The organism is Bradyrhizobium sp. Crot121 (assembly GCF_059512385.1).
Genome location: NZ_JCAMOR010000041.1, coordinates 1 through 16415, shown reverse-complemented (window position 1 = coordinate 16415; position 16415 = coordinate 1). Strand labels below are relative to the sequence as shown.

The window sequence follows — 16415 nt, the reverse complement described above, 5'->3', positions numbered from 1 at the left end:
CTTTGCATTCGATTTGCGCAAGCGTCGCCGGGCGCATGCTCTCATCTGAAGAGATGGACGAGCCCGATGCTGATGGCGAGCAGTACCAACAGCGACAGCGTGACCGCAGCCGTCACGCGTCCTCCCACGGTGGCGATGACGCGAATATCAACGCCGAGCCCAAGGGCCGCCATCGACAGGATGGTAAGCAGAACCGCCGTCTTCGTCACCAGAGGGATCACCGCATCCGGAACGAGTTCGAACGATCGGAGCGCAGCAAGGACCAGAAAGCCGATGATGAACCAGGGCACCAGCTTGAACGGACTGATCGATGCCGCCTTCTCGTGCTGGCGGCGGCTGGCAACGAATAAAGAGAGGCCGATCACGATGGGTCCCAGCATCAGCACGCGCACCAATTTCACCAGCGTGCCTATCTGTGTGCTGACGATGCCGGCAGGCACGGTCGCCGCAAGCACCTGGGGAACGGCATAGACCGTAAGTCCGGCCAGGATGCCGTATTGCGTCGCCGACAATCCCAGGAGCGGGATCAGCAAGGGCAATCCCAGCACCATCAAAACGCCGAGGATAGCCGTAAACGAGATCGACGAGGCGATGTCGTCGCTGTGGGCATCGATCACGGGGGCAACCGCCGCGATCGCCGAATTTCCGCAGATCGAATTGCCGCAGGCAATCAGGATCGACAGCTTGGTCGGCAGGCCCAGCATCCGGCTGACCCCAAAGCTGAGCGCCAGCATGATCGCCACTGTCGCTGCGATCGCGCCGATCAGCGCCAGGCCGGACGCCGCGATCGCGGCGAAGCTGATCGAAGCCCCCAGCAGCACGACGGCGACTTCGAGCAGTTGCTTGGCGCTGAAGGCGATCCCGGAGCGCCATCGCTCGGACGGATTCCAGGCGGTGCGGATCGCCATTCCCAGGAGGATCGCAATCACCAGGGCTTCGACATAGGGATGGTCGAAAGCCCATTCCTCCAGGTGCTGGACGCCAACCGCGACGAGCGTAATCACGCCGCACAGCGCGATGCCAGGAAGAAGGCCAAATGTGCGGGCGACGGTACTGGGGCGCCCCGCTGTTCTCTTGATGTTGTTGGTATTGTCCGCCACGATGGCACTCCCTATCGGGGAATAATTTATGCGCCTACCGTGATGTTTTGGCTAATATATTCTCCGATTTCCCCAGTCACGAGAAGTTATATTCCGTGACAAGAGATAGTCCAGGACGGACGCTTCCGGTTGGCCGTGCCTATCGCAGGCGGCCGCGCGATTTCGGCTGGAACTAGATGAAGAAAGAGAGTGTCGGATCGAACATCAGAGGGCCGCGAACAGGCCCTGCGCCCAGGCAACGGCGCGGTCGAAATTGAAGACGCCAGCCTCAAAATAGGCGGCGCGGGCGATCACGATGCCAGCAACGAGCAGCCAGAACGCGCTGGTGCCGGCACGCAGCAGCCAGGAGGACGCACGTCCAGGGGTGCGAACGCTCTCAGCCGTCATCGGCTCGCCAAACGCATCAAATCCGGGATTGCTCATGGCCGCTTCCATTGAAACCGACGTCAAATGTCGTCAATTGCAGCCAGGAAGCAATGGTAGCGAAATGTCTTTTGCGGCAGCGACTTGGAAGTACGTTCCCCGATGCCTCCACGGGAAAGAATTTTTATCCTCTCAGCTCCAAATCGTGCGGAAATGGCCGCCGAAGCTACCCGGCCTGCGCCAGCACGGCCGGCCTCAGGGACCTCAGACCGTACCGACAACTCCCTCGACCAGATAGTCGGTCGTCTCCAATGAGGGATCATAGAGCCCGGTGTCCTTGGAGGTGATGACCTTGCCGGTATTGCTCTTCACGCCGGCGACGAAGATCGGCTTGCCGGCCTTCAACTCGGCGATTGCGGCGGTGGCGGCATTGCGGCCGGCTTCGCTGCAGCCGGCTCCGAACGGCGAACTCACCACCATGTCCTTGTCGTAGCCGCCGATCACCATGTTCGGCAGCTTCTCGCCCTTGGCGATCATACCGGCAAAGCTCTTGTAGACCGTCTCCCATTTCAGCTCCGCGCCGGTGATGAATCCCTTGGGCGCGAGATCCGCCTGGTTGGCGTTATGGCCGCAGCTCTTCACGCCGCGCTTCTCGGCGGTCTCGATCACCACCTTCGGGCTGTCGATGTGGCAGGCGATGATGTCGCGCACGGCGTCGACCAGCGCGTTGGCCGCTTCCGCCTCGCGCACCGGCAACGCCCAGTCGCCGGTGATGATGAGCTGCACCGTGACATCAGGATTGACTTTGCGCGCGCCGAGCATGAACGAGTTGACGTTGCGGAGCACCAGCGGGATCGGCTTTGCCGCGATATAGCCGATCTTGTTGGCCTTGGTGGATAGGCCGGCGGCAATGCCATTCACATAATGACCCTGGTCGAGATAGCAGAAATAGCCGCCAGCGTTGGCGGGATGCTTGTCAGCCTGCCAGAGCGAGGTCGGATGGCGAAATTCGACCTTCGGATATTTCTTCGCCGCATCGATCATGAACGGATTGAAATAGCCGAAGGACGTCGGAAACAGCAGCGTCGCACCGTCGATGTTGATCATCGACTCCATGGTTTTCGCAACCGCCACGGTCTCCGGCACGTTCTCTTCTTCGACGACCTTCACGCCCGGCACATCCTTGAGCGCCTTGGCGGCGACCGCGTGGGCCTGGTTCCAGCCATAGTCCTGGCGCGAGCCGACATAGATGATGCCGACCGTGAGATCGGCGGCGTGCGCCCGCCGGCCGAGCGCGGAAAGAACGAAAGGACTTGCGGCTGCGCCAGCGAGAAAGGTTCGGCGGGAAAGCGGAGGCGTGGTCATTGATACTCTCCTTGATCGCCGAACCATTGGCGCGGCTTGGGTGACGCTGGTGATGAAATCCTGTCCCCGGTCATTTCGCGGCCCGTGTCTTTCGCCGCGGCAGCCGCGCGATCTTTGATCCGTTGCCGGTCTCCGCCGTCTCCGTGTAACGGGTCAGCACCGCGCCGAGATCGAATTGCGCATCGCGATCCTGATCGAGCAGCGCCCGGTGCTCGACCGCGCCGAGGTGATGGTCCATCAGCTCGATCGCAGCCTCGGCATTGCGGCTGCGCAGCGCGGCCACGATTTCGCGATGTTCGTTGACGGCGCAGTCGGCGGAATGCGGCCGGCCGTACAGCGCGAGGATCAGCGAGCAGCGCGACACCACTTCGCCGAGATAGCGGCGGAACAGACTATTGCCTGCGAGCTCGCCAAGCTTGATATGGAATTCGCCCGCAAGACGGATGGAGACTCTCGCTTCGCCAGCCTTCCGCGCAGCTTCTTCCTTGCGGACATGCCCTTCGAGCTCGGCGCCGAATTCCGGCCGCCAGCGCGCGATCACCAGCCGCACCACTTCGCGTTCGAGCGTGCGGCGGACCTCGAAGACCTCCCTCGCCTCCTCCAGCGTCGGTTTGGCCGTGGTGGCGGTGCGGCGCGGCGGCGCATCGACCAGACCTTCCGATTGAAGCTGCGCCAAGGCTGCGCGCACCAGCGTGCGGCTCATACGAAACTGAGCACCGAGCTCGTCCTCCGGCAGCTTCGTGCCCGGCGGCAACGCCTGCTCGATGATCGCCTGGCGCAGCGCCTGGCAGGCAACATCAACGCGGGTCGATTTCTTGCTCATCCGAAATCCGCATGCGCCGTCGGACGAGAATGCGTCCGCGATTGCGCATACGATAGTTCGGCATTTCGTACACAGGATGCGGCAATATTGGTCGATGCGCTCCAATAAACGGCAGCACGACGCTCAAAGTTTGCGCTTCGAATGCGCGGTAAAACGCAGGATAACTGCAGCTCGATATCCGGTTGGGGTGTAATTCTGTATACAGGATTTTACTATCTCGGATCGCTGCGGAGGGAATGCCATGAAGGAAACAGTCGTTAAGTTACGATTGAACCAGCAACAGCTTGAACTGATGGACCGCACCATCGCGCAGGGTGTGGCGCCTGATCGCGCGGCGCTGGTCCGTCTCGCGCTGCGCGAATACGCCGCCAACCGGAAGGCCGAGACCGCGAGAAGCTCGCGATGACCACGCGCAAGATCATATCGGAATGGCTACTCGAGCCGGGCACCGGCAAGGCGATCGAATTGTTGAAGGGGCAGATCCTGCGCATCGAGCAGGTCGAAGGCGGCCAGTGCGCCGACTTCAACTGCTTCAACCTGCATGACTACAAGGAATTCATGCATTGCGGCCGCACCCGCACCGTGCACGGCTTCCATCCGAGCAAGGGCACCTTCATGTGGTCGGCGCCGCCGCGCGAACGTGCGATGCTCTACATTCTCGAAGATACCGTCGGCCGCAACGACGTGCTGTTCCCGCGCTGCAGCGCCTATGTCTATGAAGCGGCCTACGGCTTTTCCGTGCACACCAATTGCCACGACATCCAGGCGGAAGCGCAGCGCGAATATGGGCTGACGCCCGACGACGTGCACGATTCCTTCAACCTGTTCATGTGCACCGGCGTCGATGCCGACGGCCACGCCTACATGACCCGTCAGACCACCAAGCCCGGCGACTATGTCGACCTGCTGGCACTGATGGATGTGCTGGCGGTCCCCAATGTCTGCGGCGCCGACGTGATGAAGACCAGCAACTTTGCGCTGAAGCCGCTGAAGCTCACGGTGTTCGAGGCGACCGAAGCCGCTCTCGCCAGCGTGCCGAAGACGCCCGTGCTCGCGAGCCAGCGAACGCCCAAGGATTTCAGGAACCCGATCATCAAGAGCGACCGCGCCTTGCGGCGGGATCCCGACTACAAGCCGGAGTTTCCGAACACGCCGATCGTGCTCACCGAACTTCCGATCACACTGACCGCGGAGGAAATCGCGATGTTCAACGCGGTCAAACTCACCGACATCTACGGTGATGACGACGCGGCGGCGTTGCGCGACATCCTGTTCTCCTGGTGGGAAGAGCGCTTCCTGCAGGCGCATGCCGGGGCGCCGGCGATCGAGGCCTGAGCGATGGACGCGATCCCGGCTCCGGACGAAGTCACCTTCGACTTCCGCAAATTGTCGGCGCGCGAGCGCTACAAACTGATGATCGGCACTGTGGTGCCGCGGCCGATCGCGCTGGTGACGACAGTCGATCCAATGGGGCGCATCAACGCCGCGCCGTTCAGCTTCTTCAACTGTCTTTCCGCGGACCCGCCGATCCTCGCGCTCGGGGTCGAGAATCATCCCGACATGTCGTTCAAGGACACCGCGCTCAACATCCGCCTGACCGAGGTCTTCACCGTTAACATCGTCGCGCACGCGATTGCGGAAGCGATGCATGTCTGCGCAGTGCCGTTTGCGGCCGGCCGCGATGAACTCAGAGCCGCAGGGCTGACAGCGATGCCGGGCACTGCGGTGGCTTCGCCCTGGATCAAGGAAGCGCCCGCTGCCTTCGAATGCCGCCGCCATGTCACGCTGGAACTGGGAAAATCCCGCCAGATCATTCTCGGCGAGATTGTCTTTGCACATTATCAGCGCGAGGTGATCGATGCCGAGCGCCTGCACATCGATCCGGCCAGACTCGACGCGATCGCACGTCTTGGCGGCAACACCTGCGCCACCATCCGCGACCGCTTCGAGATGCTGACGCCGACGATGGAGGAATTCGAGGCAATGGCGGCGCCTGAAAAATAGTCTTTCGATGCAAACAGAAATCGGATTTTCTTCGCTTAATCCCAGAAACGACCAGCACTGAACAGGGAGTTCGACATGAACGGACTTGGCGGCCTCAATAAATCACCCAACGGCGTCGTGATCGGGCTTGTTCAACTGCAATTGCCGGTCGTGGCGACCAAAGCCGATCTGGCAAAGCAGACCGAGAAGATCGTCTGGATGGTCGGCAAGGCGCGGCGCAATCTGTCCACGATGGATCTCGTCGTGTTTCCGGAATACTCGCTGCACGGCCTGTCGATGGACACCAATCCCGAAATCATGTGCCGGCTCGACGGCCCGGAGGTTGCCGCTTTCAAGCGGGCCTGCATCGACAACAAAATCTGGGGCTGCTTCTCCATCATGGAGTACAACCCCGACGGCAACCCGTACAATTCAGGCCTGATCATCGACGATCACGGCGATATCAAGCTCTACTATCGCAAATTCCATCCCTGGATTCCGGTCGAGCCGTGGGAGCCCGGCGACATCGGCATTCCCGTGATCGAGGGACCGAAGGGCGCCAAGATCGCTCTCATCATCTGCCATGACGGCATGTTCCCCGAGATGGCGCGCGAATGCGCCTACAAAGGCGCGGAGATCATGATCCGTACCGCCGGCTACACCGCCCCGATCCGCGAGAGCTGGCGTTTTACAAATCAGGCCAACGCGTTCCAGAACCTGATGGTAACAGCCAATGTCTGCATGTGCGGCTCCGACGGCTCGTTCGATTCCATGGGCGAAGGCATGATCGTCAATTTTGACGGCACCATCATCGCCCACGGCACCACCGGCCGCGCGGACGAGATCATCACCGCCGAGGTGCGCCCTGACCTGGTACGCGAGGCGCGGATCAACTGGGGCGTCGAGAACAATATCTATCAGCTCTGGCACCGCGGCTATGTCGCGGTGAAGGGCGGCGCGATGGATTGTCCTTACACGTTCATGCAGGACATGGTCGCAGGTAACTTCCGACTGCCGTGGGAAGACCAGGTGAAGATCACCGACGGCACCTCCTGCGGCTTCCCCGCGCCGACGCGGATGTTCGGCAAGACAGCGAAAGCAGCGGAGTGACTCCCTCGCCCCGCTCTTGCGGGGAGAGGGTTGGGGTGAGGGGCTCCCTCCGCGTATTCGACTGCCGATGAATGCGCGGAGACTCCCCTCACCCGGCGCTTCGCGCCGACCTCTCCCCGCAAGGGCGGGGCGAGGTGACTCAAGGACCAAGCCGAAAATTCTCGATCAGCCGCAGCAGCACCCGCGCGCCGGCGTCAGCATCGGCAAGCTCGACATGCTCGTCGGGGTGATGGCTGATGCCGCCGCGGCAGCGGACGAAGAGCATCGCGACATCGGCGACATCGATCATCGCCATGCCGTCATGCCCCGCCCCGCTCGGCAACTCGAACACGGCATATCCCTCGCCGGCGACCGCCTCCGCCACCTGCGCTTTCAGCCAAGGCGCGCAGGGCACGGTACGGTTCTCGTGGGTGACATCGAGCTGCAGCGCGAGTCCGCGGCGTTTCGCGATGGCCTCGATTTGACGAACGATATCGGCGACCGCGCGTTTGCGATGCATGTCGGTGGGGGCGCGGATATCGATCGTGAAGGAGACCTTTCCCGGGATCACGTTGGTGGCCCCCGGCAACGCATCGATATAGCCGACGGTGCCGACGAGGCCGCCATCATCGGTCCTGCAGAATTCCTCGATCGCCGTGATGCATTCGGCGGCGCCCGCCAGCGCATCGCGCCGGAGCGCCATTGGCACCGTACCGGCATGGCCGGCCATGCCCGTGATCTTTGCCGCAAGCCGCGTCGCGCCGGCGATCGCGGTCACCACGCCGACCGGCAGCCCCTTCTCCTCCAGCACCGGCCCCTGCTCGATATGCAGTTCGACATAGCCGAGCAGTTCGCGACGGGCGCGCGCGGCGGCGCCGATGTGATCGGGGTCGAGCCCGAACGCGACCATCGCCTCGCGCATGGAAATGCCGGCCTGGTCGCGCGAGTTCAGTACGCTTTCGTCGAAGGTGCCGGCGACCGCGCGGCTGCCGAGCAGCGTCGAGGCGAAGCGGACGCCTTCCTCGTCGGCAAAGCCGGTCACCTCGATCGCGAACGGCAATCGGCGGCCGCGCCGGTTCAGGTCGGCGACACAGGAGATCGCGGTGATCAGGCCGAGCGGCCCGTCCCATTTGCCGGCATCGCGCACCGTGTCGTAATGCGAGCCCAGCATCAGACACGCCAGGCCGGGCGTTTCCCCCTCATAGCGGCCGCAGACATTACCGATCGCGTCGAGATGCGCGCTCATCCCGGCCTCACGCATCCAGGACAAAAGGAGATCGGCCGCCTTGCGGTGCTGGGGCGTCAGATAGATGCGCGCCAGATGCGAAGGCGCTTCCGATATCGCCGCAAGCTGGTCGATGCGGGCAACGATCTCCTCGCCAAGCAAGGTTGGTCTGGTCCCGGCTCCCGCCGCGTCTGTCTTGCTCATGCTTTTCCAGTGAAAGGCCGCTTCGATCCCCGCGTCGTCGGGATCGATACAAGTTCAATGCCAGCGCCTTGGCGCATGTTCAACGCCCCAAATGGTGCTCACCGGCCTTGCATACAATTATCTGGCAACGCTCAATAATTAGGCTGACGCACCGTCGCTCAAAGTTTGAGCGGAATATGGCATCGAATAATACCAAAGTTATTTCAATAGATTGGTAGTTTATGCCCGCCAGATAGGCTCTGGCACGAAGCTTGCGACATCCCGTCTGAGCTCCGCCGTTGGCGCGGACGCGAAACGACCGGCGGCCGGACCGCCCCAGGGGAGCAGGCAATGGATTTCAGCAGGATTTCACGACGACATTTATTGCAAGGCGGCGCCGCGCTGGCGCTGGGCGGCACGATCGGTGCCCGCGCGGCGCACGCGGCCGAGACCACCATCGGCTTCATCTATGTCGGGTCGCGCGACGACTACGGCTACAACCAGGCGCACGCGCAGGGCGCGGCGGCGCTCAAGAAACTGCCCGGCATCAAGGTGGTCGAGGAAGAGAAGGTGCCCGAGACCGATGCGGTCGAGAAGACCATGGAGTCCATGATCAATCTCGACGGCTCCACGCTGCTGTTCCCGACCTCGTTCGGATATTTCAATCCGCACATGATCAAGATAGCGAACAAATATCCGAAGATCCGCTTCGAGCATTGCGGCGGCTTGTGGACCGAGAAGGACCCGAAGAACGCCGGCAGCTATTTCGGCTATATCGACGAGGCGCAGTTCATTTCCGGCATCGTCGCGGGCTATTCGACCAAGAGCGGCAAGCTCGGCTTCGTCGCGGCCAAGCCGATCCCCCAGGTGCTGCGCAACATCAACGCGTTCACGCTCGGCGCCAAGCTCGCCAATCCGAAGGCAACGACGCAGGTGATCTTCACCGGCGACTGGTCGATGCCGGTCAAGGAAGCCGAAGCCACCAACAGCCTGATCGACCAGGGCGTCGACGTGCTGACCTGCCACGTCGACGGTCCCAAGACCATGGTCGAGAACGCCGCGCGCCGCGGCGCATTCGTCTGCGGCTACCACGTCAACCAGTCCCCGCTCGCGCCAAAGGCCTATCTCACCGGCGCCGAATGGAACTGGGAAGCGCTCTATCCGAAATTCCTGAAGATGATCACGTCGGGCGAATCGATCCCGAACTTCTATCGCGGCGGCCTGAAGGAAGAGATCGTCAAATGCTCGCCCTATGGCGAAGCCGTCTCGGCCGAAGCGCGCAAGCATGCCGACGAGATGAAGGCAAAGCTCATCGCCGGCGAATACACCATCTTCAAGGGACCGATCCTCGACAACAAAGGCAAGACGGTGATCGCATCCGGCGTCGACCGCGGCCAGAAGGATCCCGAGCTCGAGAAGATGGATTATCTGATCGAAGGCGTGATCGGAGCGACTTCGTGACGACAGACACGGCTGACTCGGCCGAGGCAGTCGAGGCGGTCGGGGTCGCCCCGGCCGCCGATCCCGGTTTCCTGCAGCGCTACGGCGCCGCCATCGAGTACATCCTGATCCCGGGCGCCGCCCTGATCGGCGCGCTCGCGACCTTCGGCGCGTTCGTCGCGCTCTACGGCAAAAACCCGCTCGATCTCTATTTCTACATGTACCAGGGCGCGTTCGGCACCTGGTTTTCCTGGCAGAATACGCTGACCCGCGCCGCGCCGTTGATCCTCACCGCACTCTGCACGGCGCTGCCCGCGCAGCTCGGCATGGTGATCATTGGCGGCGAAGGCGCGCTGCTGATCGGCGCACTCACGGCGACCAGCACCGCGCTCGCGATGCAATGGGCGCCGCCGCTGGTGGTGCAGATCGCGATGGTCGTTGCCGGCGTGATCGGCGGCGGATTGTGGATCACGCTGTCAGGCGCGCTCCGGCAATATCGCGGCGTGAACGAGACGATCTCGAGCCTCTTGCTGGTTTATATCGCGCTCGCGATCCTCAACCATCTCGTCGAAGGCGTGATGCGCGATCCCGCCAGTCTCAACAAGCCGTCGACGCGCGAGATCGGCGCCGCCAACATGATCGGTACCATCCCCGGCACCGACGTGCATTGGGGCCTGGTGTTCGGCCTGGTCTGCGCGATCGCTGCCTACATCCTGATCTATCACACCACCTTCGGCTTCGCCGCCCGCGTCGCCGGCGGCAATATCCGCGCGGCGAAGATCGTCGGACTCGGCGTCGGCAAATTGATCATGACGATCTGCTTTCTCGCCGGCGCCTGCGCGGGCCTTGCCGGCATGATCGAGGTCGCGGCCGTCCAGGGCCGCACCAACGCCAATCTCGCCGCGGGTTACGGCTTCACCGGGATCCTGGTCGCCTTCCTCGCGCGGCAGAATCCGCTCGCAGTCATTCCGGTCGCGATCCTGCTCGGCGGCATCAGCGCCAGTGGCGGTCTGTTGCAGCGGCGGCTCGGATTGCCCGACGCGTCCGTGCTGGTGCTGCAGGGCATCATCTTCGTGTTCGTACTGGCGAGCGACGCGCTGTACGGACGCATCGGCTTCCTGAAAGGAAAGTCCTGACATGGCTGACAGTTCGATCGGACTGTGGACCGTCCCGCTCGCCGTGCTCGGCGGCGCCATCCGCGTCTCGACGCCGTTCCTGTTCGTCAGCCTAGGGGAATGCATCACCGAACGCAGCGGCCGCATCAATCTCGGGCTCGAGGGCACACTGGTGATGGGCGCGATGAGCGCCTATGGCATCTCCTATCTCACCGGCTCGCCCTGGCTGGGCGTGCTCGCCGCCGGCATCACCGGCGCGCTGCTCGGCGCACTGCATGCCGGCATCTGCTCATTGCCGCGCGTGAACGACGTCGCGGTCGGCATCGCGCTGATGCTGTTCGGCATCGGGCTCGCCTTCTTCCTCGGCAAGCCGCTAATCGAGCCGACCGCGCCGCGGCTGCCCGCGATCGATTTCGGCTGGTGGAGCGACATTCCGCAGGTTCGCGCCGCGCTCCGCATCAACGTGCTGTTCCTGATCGGGGTTGCGATCGCCCCCATCCTCTATTGGGCGTTCAAGACCACGCGCTGGGGCCTCCTGATCCGCACCGCTGGCGAAAGCTCGGATGCGGCGCGGGCGATGGGCCATTCCGTGCTGCTGATCCGGCTGCGCGCCACCATGGTCGGCGGCTTCCTCGCCGGGATCGGCGGATCGTTCCTGTCGCTGTTCTACCCCGGTAGCTGGAACGAGGGCCTTTCCTCGGGCCAGGGCATCACCGCGGTCGCGCTCGTGATCTTCGCGCGCTGGGATCCCCTGCTCTGCCTGTGGGCCTCCCTCGCCTTCGGCGGCGCCGCGGCGCTGGGACCGGCGCTGCAATCGGTCGGCGTCACCTCGGGCTATCACCTGTTCAATGCCGCGCCGTACATCCTGACGCTCGCGATCATGATCATCACCTGCTCGCCGAAGCGCACGCTGACCGGTGCGCCGGCCGAGCTTTCCATCACCCGATAACACGCACGAGGTCGCGAATGCCCGAGCGCTATATTAAGTCCGAGCCCTATGCCTGGCCTTACAATGGCGATCTGCGCCCGGAAAACACCGCGCTCATCATCATCGACATGCAGACCGACTTCTGCGGCGTCGGCGGCTATGTCGACAAGATGGGCTACGACCTGTCGCTGACGCGGGCGCCGATCGAACCGATCAAGCGCCTGCTCGCGGTGATGCGGAGCCAGGGCTATCACATCATCCACACCCGCGAGGGCCACCGCCCCGATCTCGCCGACCTTCCCGCCAACAAGCGCTGGCGCTCGCGCCAGATCGGCGCCGGCATCGGCGATCCCGGTCCCTGCGGCCGCATCCTGGTGCGCGGCGAGCCCGGCTGGGAGATCATCCCCGATCTCAGCCCCCTGCCCAGTGAGCCGATCATCGACAAGCCCGGCAAGGGCTCGTTCTGCGCGACCGACCTGGAGCTGATGCTGCGCCTGCGCGGCATCGAGAACATCGTGCTGACCGGCATCACCACCGACGTGTGCGTCCACACCACGATGCGCGAGGCCAACGACCGCGGCTTCGAATGCGTGCTGATCGAGGATTGCTGCGGCGCGACCGACAAGGGCAATCACGACCATGCACTGAAGATGATCAAGATGCAGGGCGGCGTGTTCGGCGCGGTGGCGAAATCCGCCGACCTGATCGGAGCGATCTCGTGATCATCGGCGAGGCACCCCCGCCAAGTGGCGCTTTCGGCGTCGACGCCGTCGCCATGACGATGCGGTTCGGCGATTTCCTGGCGCTCGACAATGCCGAGCTGAAGGTGCGTCCCGGCTCTTTCCATGCGCTGCTCGGCGAGAACGGTGCCGGAAAGAGCACGCTGGTGAAGTGCATCATGGGCTATTACCACGCCACCCAAGGCGACATCCTGATCGGCGGGCGTGAGCAGAAGATCGGCAACCCGAAGGACGCGCACGCGTTCGGGCTCGGCATGGTCTACCAGCATTTCACGCTAGTGCCGGCGATGACGGTCGCGGAGAACCTGGTGCTGGCGCGCGACGACGTCCCGGCCGTGGTGGACTGGAGCAGAGAGAAGAAGGAGCTCGAAGCGTTCCTGGCACGGATGCCATTCAAGGTGCCGCTCAACGCCAAGGTCTCCGACATCTCGGCCGGCGAGCGGCAGAAGTGCGAGATCCTCAAGCAGCTTTACCTGAAGCGGCGCTTCCTGATCCTGGACGAACCGACCTCGGTGCTGACGCCGGGCGAGGCCGACGAGGTCTTGGGCATGTTGCGCGCGATGGTCGTGGCCGGGGAATTGACCATCCTGATGATCACGCACAAGTTCCGCGAGGTGATGGCCTTTGCCGACGAGGTGACCATCCTGCGCCGCGGGAAGCTCGCCGGCCAGGGCCGCGTCGCCGAACTCACGCCGGATGACATGGCGCGCACGATGATCGGCGCCGAGCAATTGACCGTGCAGCCAGCCCGCGTCGGCGACGTCGGCGAGGCGCGGCTCGAGCTCGACAGGCTCACCGCGCTCGACGATGCCGGCGCGGTCGCCGTCCGCAACGTCTCGCTCACGGTCCGTGGCGGCGAGATCGTGGGCATCGCCGGCGTCTCCGGCAACGGCCAGCGGCAGCTCGTCGAAGTTCTCGCCGGTCAGCGCGATGCCGAGAGCGGTGACATCCGCATCCGCGGCGAGCGCTATTCGGCGACGCGCGAGGAGATGCGCCGACACAAGATGTCGCTCTTGCCGGAAGAGCCGCTCAAGAACGCCTGTGTCGGCGGCATGAGCGTGGCCGACAACATCGCCCTCCGCGAATTCGACCGCGCGCCGTTCGCCAAGGGCGGCTGGTGGCTGAGCGGCGCGGCGTTTCGCAGGAACGCCGAACGCAAGATCGGCCTCTACAAGATCAAGACCCGCACGCCGGACACGCCGATTGCCGCGCTCTCGGGCGGCAACGTGCAGCGCGCGGTGCTGGCGCGCGAGCTTGGCGGCGAGGTCGAGGTGCTGATCGCGGCCAATCCCTGCTTCGGGCTCGATTTCGCCGCGGTGGCGCAGATCCACGCCGAGATCATGGCTGCGCGCAACCGCGGTGCTGCTGTGCTTCTCGTCAGCGAAGACCTTGACGAACTGCTCGAACTTTCCGACCGTCTGGTCGTGATGTTCCACGGTGAGTTCGTCCACGAGGCCCGCGCCAGCGAAGCCGATCTCACCGAGATCGGGCGGCATATGGCAGGACATTGATGACGGACATTTCCGCGCTCACCCAGGACGAGGCCGACCTGCATTTCCTGCGACGGTCCTTCGACGTCGCCCGGCGCTCCGTCGCTCACGGCAACCATCCGTTCGGCTCGGTGCTGGTCGACCGCAATCGCACCGTGCTGATGGAGATGGAGAACGGCTATATGCCGTCCCGTGACGGCACCGCGCATGCAGAGCGCTTGCTCGCGACCAGGGCCTGCACGAGCTTGCCGCCTGAGGTCCTCAAGCACGCCACGCTCTATTCGTCCGCGGAGCCTTGCGCGATGTGCTCCGGCGCGATCTACTGGGCCGGCATCGGCCGCCTGGTCTATGCGTTAAGCGAACATCGCCTGCGCGAGATCACCGGCAACCATCCGGAGAACCCGACGCTCGACCTGCCCTGCCGTGAAGTGTTCCGCACCGGGCAGCGACCGACCGACGTCGTGGGGCCGCTGATCGAGGATGAGGCTGCCGAGCTCCACGCCGGCCTCTGGCGGAAATAGCGCGAAGAACTGTCGCCTCTGACCTGGGCTGCGTCCCATCAACGCGCGTCTGAGAAAAAAATGGCGCCGCGGGTTCATCGCGGCGCCCAGTTCACCTGGAGAACGGGTCAGGTTGGTTAGAACTTCACGGTGATACCGCCATAGACAGTCGATTCGGTGCAGCTATTGGTGCTGACCGTCACGCCGGCTGCGTTGGTGAGGGTGCAGACGCCGGGAGCAGCGTTGTGGTCGAGGCCGAACTTGTTCTGCCAGTAGCGGTAGGCAACCCAGAGATCGACGAAGTGCGTGTACTTCGGTCCCCAGACCGCCTTGCTGGCGTCGAAGGTCAGACGGATCGGCTCGCTGTTGAACTCAACGGCGGTGCCGGTGCTGAACGGACCGGTGCCGAAGCCAACCAGCGGATTGTTCTGGTCACCCTTCTTGCCGTACCAGGCAGCGCGGCCGCTGATCGACCAGAACTGCATGTTCTCCGGCAGGAAGCCGAGGTCCATATAGTAGTTGGTTTCGACCGCCCAGGTCGGATTGAAGCTGGTGTTGCCGTCCGGAAGACAGGTGGCGCCGGGGGCCGGATACGGAATGCCGGGACCGAACAATCCGCACTGGTTGAAGGCGTTGTGGTTGGAAAACTCCCAGGACGCCAACGGCGACACGTTGAAATAGCCCTTATAAGGCAGCGCGAATTCGAACTGCAGACCGGCGACGACCTGTCGCTTGGCCGGGGCGAGGAAGTTGTTCTCGCTGTTGGCGTCCATACCGACTTCGAAGGAGACGTTGGTGAGCGGTCCGACGTTGAAGGCCTTGGTGTTGAAGATCTGGTTGAAGCCGAAGGTCGAGCGGAACAGACCGTAGATTTCGGTGGCGCCGGCGCAATTGCCGGGCGCGCCAGTGATCAGCACGCCGGCATTGGAGCACGGCGAGGCCGGATCGTTTTGACCCGACTTGAACATCGAGATCGTGAAGAAGTTGGTGCCGTAGGTCCAGATGTCGAAATGGGTGAACGAATAGACCTGCTTGGCGGTCGTGCCATTGATTGAGCCGTCCGGCCGAATCGAGAATACACCGGGATCGGTGCCCTTGGGCATCCAGGAGAAGGTTACGCGGTTATCGACCAGCAGAAAGAACGGCAATTCAGGCGCGGGCTTCGGCGCTTTGACTGCCAAGTCGGCCGCACTGGCGAAGCCGGCGGGCGCAAGGGTGGCCAGTGACAGTGCCGCGGCTACCAGAGTTCGGCGAAGACTGAACATATTTGTATGTACCCCCAAAGTTGACGTGCGAAAGTTCGAGGCCCTTCGCAACGACCCTTGCGCCGTTCCCCCGAAGTGAGAAGCCTCAAGTTTTTCCACTGCGTGCTGCAAGTTTCGGCACGTAACGACTGCAACGTCAGTGTTTTAAGGAGTGGCCAGCGGCGAGGCGAAAACCCACAAGCAACCTCCGCGCGTGGCGCGCATTTTCCGCTTTTGCCTATTTCTATTGGTTTTCTGCGACCTTTGAGCGCAGCGCCTTGCGACGCTGCACGATCACCACGCGTCATCGTACGCAGTCGAAACTTCGCTGCTCAACTTTTTGTCAGCACTGCTTGGACGGACTCGAATTGTCTCGACCGTCGTAAATATGCAACAGGCGATGGAATGCAGTCGTTGCGAAGCCGAAGTGGCTCGCATCGTTCTCAGTGTCATCCCCGCGAAACGCGGGGCCCATAACCACAGGGAGGTGTTGTGGCAAGGGCAAGCAGTTGTAGCGGAGCACACAACAAGGCCTGTGGTTATGTGTCCCGGGACGACGGGGATAGATCTGATTCAAATTTCAAACAGCGGCCGCGTAGGATGGGTAGAGCGAACCGAAACCCGTCGCGATGGAGCAAGCGGCACCAATGATGGGTTTCGCTTCGCTCTACCCATCCTACGTTGGATTCAAACGGCGGATGTGAGTCCGCATTCTCGCGGCGCGTTACGCCCGAGCTTTGCGTCTTGTTCCACCCTCCTCGAGATCAGAGGGCGCAGGGAAAGCCGGGTGCTGGTTGCACCCGTGGGTCCCGTGCAACAAAAAGCAC

16 protein-coding genes are annotated in these 16415 nt (G+C 63.2%); 10 read left to right on the top strand and 6 right to left on the bottom strand.

Features of this window, described 5'->3' with window-relative positions:
• Positions 1-41 precede the first annotated feature (41 nt).
• The 4 genes from AC5ZGW_RS28835 to AC5ZGW_RS28820 all read right to left on the bottom strand — a co-directional run bounded on the left by AC5ZGW_RS28835 (position 42) and on the right by AC5ZGW_RS28820 (position 3651).
• Positions 42-1079 (bottom strand): YeiH family protein, encoded by a 1038-nt coding sequence (locus tag AC5ZGW_RS28835; protein ID WP_130225496.1) that lies wholly within the window; start codon positions 1077-1079, stop codon positions 42-44.
• Between the two features lie 225 nt (positions 1080-1304).
• Positions 1305-1523 carry a hypothetical protein gene (locus AC5ZGW_RS28830; RefSeq protein ID WP_130225464.1) on the bottom strand — a complete coding sequence of 73 codons (219 nt, stop codon included), beginning with the start codon at positions 1521-1523 and terminating at the stop codon, positions 1305-1307.
• Positions 1524-1727: 204 nt separating this feature from the next.
• The gene (locus tag AC5ZGW_RS28825; RefSeq protein WP_130225463.1) at positions 1728-2828 is read right to left on the bottom strand and encodes a BMP family ABC transporter substrate-binding protein; all 1101 of its coding nucleotides are present in this window, start codon (positions 2826-2828) and stop codon (positions 1728-1730) included.
• 70 nt (positions 2829-2898) lie between these two features.
• Entirely contained in the window at positions 2899-3651 is a 753-nt protein-coding gene (locus AC5ZGW_RS28820) for a GntR family transcriptional regulator (protein WP_130225462.1), read from the bottom strand.
• A gap of 241 nt (positions 3652-3892) precedes the next feature.
• Here AC5ZGW_RS28820 and AC5ZGW_RS28815 point away from each other — a divergent pair, with 241 nt between their 5' ends.
• From AC5ZGW_RS28815 to AC5ZGW_RS28800, 4 genes are all read left to right on the top strand, one after another.
• Positions 3893-4057, top strand: a complete 165-nt coding sequence (locus tag AC5ZGW_RS28815) for a hypothetical protein (protein ID WP_155255219.1) — start codon at positions 3893-3895, stop codon at positions 4055-4057.
• Positions 4054-4986, top strand: a complete 933-nt coding sequence (locus AC5ZGW_RS28810; protein ID WP_130225461.1) for a DUF1989 domain-containing protein — start codon at positions 4054-4056, stop codon at positions 4984-4986. The genes AC5ZGW_RS28815 and AC5ZGW_RS28810 overlap by 4 nt, the downstream gene beginning before the upstream one ends.
• Before the next feature lie 3 nt (positions 4987-4989).
• Positions 4990-5655: a flavin reductase family protein gene (locus AC5ZGW_RS28805; RefSeq protein WP_130225460.1), complete on the top strand. Its 666-nt coding sequence runs from the start codon at positions 4990-4992 to the stop codon at positions 5653-5655.
• 75 nt (positions 5656-5730) lie between these two features.
• Positions 5731-6744: a formamidase gene (locus AC5ZGW_RS28800; protein ID WP_130225459.1), complete on the top strand. Its 1014-nt coding sequence runs from the start codon at positions 5731-5733 to the stop codon at positions 6742-6744.
• 139 nt (positions 6745-6883) lie between these two features.
• Here the strand turns inward: AC5ZGW_RS28800 and AC5ZGW_RS28795 are convergent, their stop codons facing one another.
• Entirely contained in the window at positions 6884-8152 is a 1269-nt protein-coding gene (locus AC5ZGW_RS28795; protein WP_130225458.1) for an allantoate amidohydrolase, read from the bottom strand.
• A gap of 330 nt (positions 8153-8482) precedes the next feature.
• Between AC5ZGW_RS28795 and AC5ZGW_RS28790 the strand changes: the two genes are divergently transcribed.
• The 6 genes from AC5ZGW_RS28790 to AC5ZGW_RS28765 are packed head-to-tail and all read left to right on the top strand — an operon-like array spanning position 8483 to position 14365.
• On the top strand, positions 8483-9592 hold the full coding sequence (locus AC5ZGW_RS28790) for a BMP family ABC transporter substrate-binding protein (RefSeq protein WP_028164375.1): 1110 nt from the start codon (positions 8483-8485) through the stop codon (positions 9590-9592).
• A complete protein-coding gene (locus AC5ZGW_RS28785) occupies positions 9589-10707 on the top strand; it encodes an ABC transporter permease (protein ID WP_130225457.1) in 1119 nt (372 codons plus the stop codon). The genes AC5ZGW_RS28790 and AC5ZGW_RS28785 overlap by 4 nt, the downstream gene beginning before the upstream one ends.
• 1 nt (position 10708) lies before the next feature.
• Entirely contained in the window at positions 10709-11635 is a 927-nt protein-coding gene (locus AC5ZGW_RS28780) for an ABC transporter permease (protein ID WP_028164377.1), read from the top strand.
• 17 nt (positions 11636-11652) lie between these two features.
• Complete coding sequence (gene biuH, locus AC5ZGW_RS28775; RefSeq protein WP_028164378.1) at positions 11653-12336, top strand: biuret amidohydrolase; 684 nt, start codon at positions 11653-11655, stop codon at positions 12334-12336.
• Positions 12333-13865, top strand: coding sequence for an ABC transporter ATP-binding protein (locus AC5ZGW_RS28770; RefSeq protein WP_130225456.1), 1533 nt, complete (start codon positions 12333-12335; stop codon positions 13863-13865). Before biuH ends, AC5ZGW_RS28770 begins: the two co-directional genes overlap by 4 nt.
• A complete protein-coding gene (locus AC5ZGW_RS28765; protein ID WP_130225455.1) occupies positions 13865-14365 on the top strand; it encodes a nucleoside deaminase in 501 nt (166 codons plus the stop codon). The genes AC5ZGW_RS28770 and AC5ZGW_RS28765 overlap by 1 nt, the downstream gene beginning before the upstream one ends.
• 116 nt (positions 14366-14481) lie before the next feature.
• On the opposite strand, the gene AC5ZGW_RS28760 is transcribed toward AC5ZGW_RS28765, so the two are convergent.
• Complete coding sequence (locus tag AC5ZGW_RS28760; protein WP_028164381.1) at positions 14482-15609, bottom strand: hypothetical protein; 1128 nt, start codon at positions 15607-15609, stop codon at positions 14482-14484.
• Positions 15610-16415: the final 806 nt, after the last annotated feature.

What these genes read in the sequence shown, in the direction of transcription:
- AC5ZGW_RS28830 (WP_130225464.1), bottom strand. Translation starts at nt 1,523, where the DNA reads ATGAGCAATCCCGGATTTGATGCGTTTGGCGAGCCGATGACGGCTGAG.
- AC5ZGW_RS28825 (WP_130225463.1), bottom strand. Translation starts at nt 2,828, where the DNA reads ATGACCACGCCTCCGCTTTCCCGCCGAACCTTTCTCGCTGGCGCAGCC.
- AC5ZGW_RS28820 (WP_130225462.1), bottom strand. Translation starts at nt 3,651, where the DNA reads ATGAGCAAGAAATCGACCCGCGTTGATGTTGCCTGCCAGGCGCTGCGC.
- AC5ZGW_RS28815 (WP_155255219.1), top strand. Translation starts at nt 3,893, where the DNA reads ATGAAGGAAACAGTCGTTAAGTTACGATTGAACCAGCAACAGCTTGAA.
- AC5ZGW_RS28810 (WP_130225461.1), top strand. Translation starts at nt 4,054, where the DNA reads ATGACCACGCGCAAGATCATATCGGAATGGCTACTCGAGCCGGGCACC.
- AC5ZGW_RS28805 (WP_130225460.1), top strand. Translation starts at nt 4,990, where the DNA reads ATGGACGCGATCCCGGCTCCGGACGAAGTCACCTTCGACTTCCGCAAA.
- AC5ZGW_RS28800 (WP_130225459.1), top strand. Translation starts at nt 5,731, where the DNA reads ATGAACGGACTTGGCGGCCTCAATAAATCACCCAACGGCGTCGTGATC.
- AC5ZGW_RS28795 (WP_130225458.1), bottom strand. Translation starts at nt 8,152, where the DNA reads ATGAGCAAGACAGACGCGGCGGGAGCCGGGACCAGACCAACCTTGCTT.
- AC5ZGW_RS28790 (WP_028164375.1), top strand. Translation starts at nt 8,483, where the DNA reads ATGGATTTCAGCAGGATTTCACGACGACATTTATTGCAAGGCGGCGCC.
- AC5ZGW_RS28780 (WP_028164377.1), top strand. Translation starts at nt 10,709, where the DNA reads ATGGCTGACAGTTCGATCGGACTGTGGACCGTCCCGCTCGCCGTGCTC.
- biuH (WP_028164378.1), top strand. Translation starts at nt 11,653, where the DNA reads ATGCCCGAGCGCTATATTAAGTCCGAGCCCTATGCCTGGCCTTACAAT.
- AC5ZGW_RS28765 (WP_130225455.1), top strand. Translation starts at nt 13,865, where the DNA reads ATGACGGACATTTCCGCGCTCACCCAGGACGAGGCCGACCTGCATTTC.
- AC5ZGW_RS28760 (WP_028164381.1), bottom strand. Translation starts at nt 15,609, where the DNA reads ATGTTCAGTCTTCGCCGAACTCTGGTAGCCGCGGCACTGTCACTGGCC.